General features: G+C 72.1%; 1 protein-coding gene and 1 riboswitch. The gene reads left to right on the forward strand.

Annotated features, from left to right (window positions below):
* Positions 1–171: riboswitch (cobalamin riboswitch) on the forward strand. This riboswitch is flagged as partial in the annotation.
* 168 nt (positions 172–339) lie between these two features.
* Positions 340–2,484 (forward strand): 5-methyltetrahydropteroyltriglutamate--homocysteine S-methyltransferase (metE, locus tag CTZ28_RS46210; protein WP_121895939.1); only part of this gene is annotated, 2,145 nt, incomplete at its 3' end.

Raw genomic sequence — 2,484 nt, forward strand, 5'->3', positions numbered from 1 at the left:
AAGAGGGAACCCGGTGGGAATCCGGGACTGCCCCGCAGCGGTGAACGGGAACGACCGCCGTCTTACGCACTGGGCCCACGAACAGGGCCTGGGAAGCGACGGCCAGTAGGTGTCCTCCTCCGGGAGAACGCGCCCGTGAGTCCGAAGACCTGCCAACTGCCCGCGCGCGGACCACGCGTGCGCGGACATCCCGGTGACCTCGAGGGCGGGTCGGCGTACATACCGGACGGAACGACCGTGCCTTTGCCGCGCGGGGTCGTCACCGTCCGGTCCGTCACCCCTTCGCGCTCTCGTCCCCTCCCCGGGATCTCAGGGAATCGTCTCGCGAAGGAGATCTCCGTGACCACCAAGCCCGCAGCCGCGGCAGCACGGGCCACCGTGCACGGCTACCCCCGTCAGGGCCAGAGCCGGGAACTGAAGAAGGCGATCGAGGGCTACTGGCAGGGCCGCGTCACCGCCGACGCCCTGCGCGCCACCGCCGCCGGCCTGCGCCGCGCCAACTGGGAGCAGCTCGCCGCCGCCGGCATCCACGAGGTGCCCACCGGCGACTTCTCGTACTACGACCATGTGCTCGACACCACCGTCATGGTCGGTGCCGTCCCCGACCGGCACCGCGCCGCCGTCGCGGCCGACGCCCTGGCCGGCTACTTCGCCATGGCCCGCGGCACCCAGGACGTGGCGCCGCTGGAAATGACCAAGTGGTTCGACACCAACTACCACTATCTCGTCCCGGAGTTGGGCCCGGACACGGTGTTCACGGCCGACCCCGCCAAGCCGGTCGGGGAGCTGACGGAAGCGCTCGCCCTGGGGCTGACCGCCCGCCCGGTCCTGGTCGGCCCCGTCACCTACCTCCTGCTCGCCAAGCCCGCCCCCGGCGTGCCCGCCGACTTCGAGCCGCTGACTCTCCTGGACCGGCTGCTGCCGGTGTACGCGGAGATCCTCGCCGATCTGCGCGCGGCCGGCGCGGAGTGGGTCCAGCTCGACGAACCGGCCCTGGTCCAGGACCGCACCCAGGCCGAGCTGAATGCCCTCGCCCGCGCCTACCGGGACCTGGGCGCCCTCACCGACCGGCCCAGGCTGCTCGTCGCCTCCTACTTCGACCGCCTCGGCGACGCACTGCCCGTCCTGGCCAAGGCCCCGGTGGAGGGTCTGGCCCTGGACTTCACCGAGGCGGCCGCCACCAACCTGGACGCCCTCGCGGCGGTCGGCGGGCTGCCCGGCAAGCGCCTGGTCGCCGGCGTCGTCAACGGGCGCAACATCTGGGTCAACGACCTGGAGAAATCCCTCGCCACCCTCGGCACCCTGCTCGGGCTGGCCGACCGGGTCGACGTGGCCGCCTCCTGCTCCCTGCTCCACGTCCCCCTCGACGCCGCCGCGGAACGGGACATCGAGCCACAGATCCTGCGCTGGCTGGCCTTCGCCCGCCAGAAGACCCGCGAGGTCGTCACCCTTGCCAAGGGCCTCGCCCACGGCACCGACGCGATCGCCGCCGACCTCGCGGCCAACCGCGCCGACCTCACCTCCCGCACCATGTCACCGATCACCCACGACCCCGCCGTACGGGCCCGCGCCGCCGCCGTCACCGACGCCGACACCCACCGCGCCCAGCCCTACGCCGAACGCGCCACCGCCCAACGGGCCCACCTCGCCCTGCCCTTGCTGCCCACCACCACCATCGGCTCGTTCCCGCAGACCGACGAACTGCGCACCGCGCGCGCCGATCTGCGCGCCGGCCGGATCGGCACCGCCGACTACGAGGAACGCATCAGGGCCGAGATCCGGGACGTGATCGCCTTCCAGGAGAAGACCGGCCTTGACGTCCTCGTGCACGGCGAGGCCGAACGCAACGACATGGTCCAGTACTTCGCCGAACAGCTCACCGGCTACCTCGCCACCCGGCACGGCTGGGTCCAGTCCTACGGCACCCGCTACGTCCGCCCGCCGATCCTCGCCGGGGACATCTCCCGCCCCGAACCGATGACGGTGCGCTGGACGACCTACGCCCAGTCACTCACCGGCCGTCCGGTCAAGGGCATGCTCACCGGACCGGTCACCATGCTCGCCTGGTCCTTCGTCCGCGACGACCAGCCACTCGCCGACACCGCCCGCCAGGTCGCCCTCGCCCTGCGCGACGAGGTCGACGACCTGGAAACAGCCGGGACCTCGGTCATCCAGGTCGACGAACCGGCACTGCGCGAAACACTGCCGCTACGGGCCGCGGACCGCCCGGCCTACCTGGCGTGGGCCACCGAGGCATTCCGCCTCACCACCGGCGGCGTACGCCCCGACACCCAGATCCACACCCACATGTGCTACGCCGAGTTCGGCGACATCGTCCAGGCCATCGACGACCTCGACGCCGACGTCATCAGCCTGGAAGCCGCCCGCTCCCACATGCAGGTCGCCCGCGAACTCGCCGCCCACGGCTACCCCCGCGAGGCCGGACCGGGTGTCTACGACATCCACTCACCCCGCGTACCAAGC

Source organism: Streptomyces shenzhenensis (assembly GCF_003688995.1).
In the GTDB taxonomy this organism is placed as follows: Bacteria; Actinomycetota; Actinomycetes; order Streptomycetales; family Streptomycetaceae; genus Streptomyces; species Streptomyces shenzhenensis_A.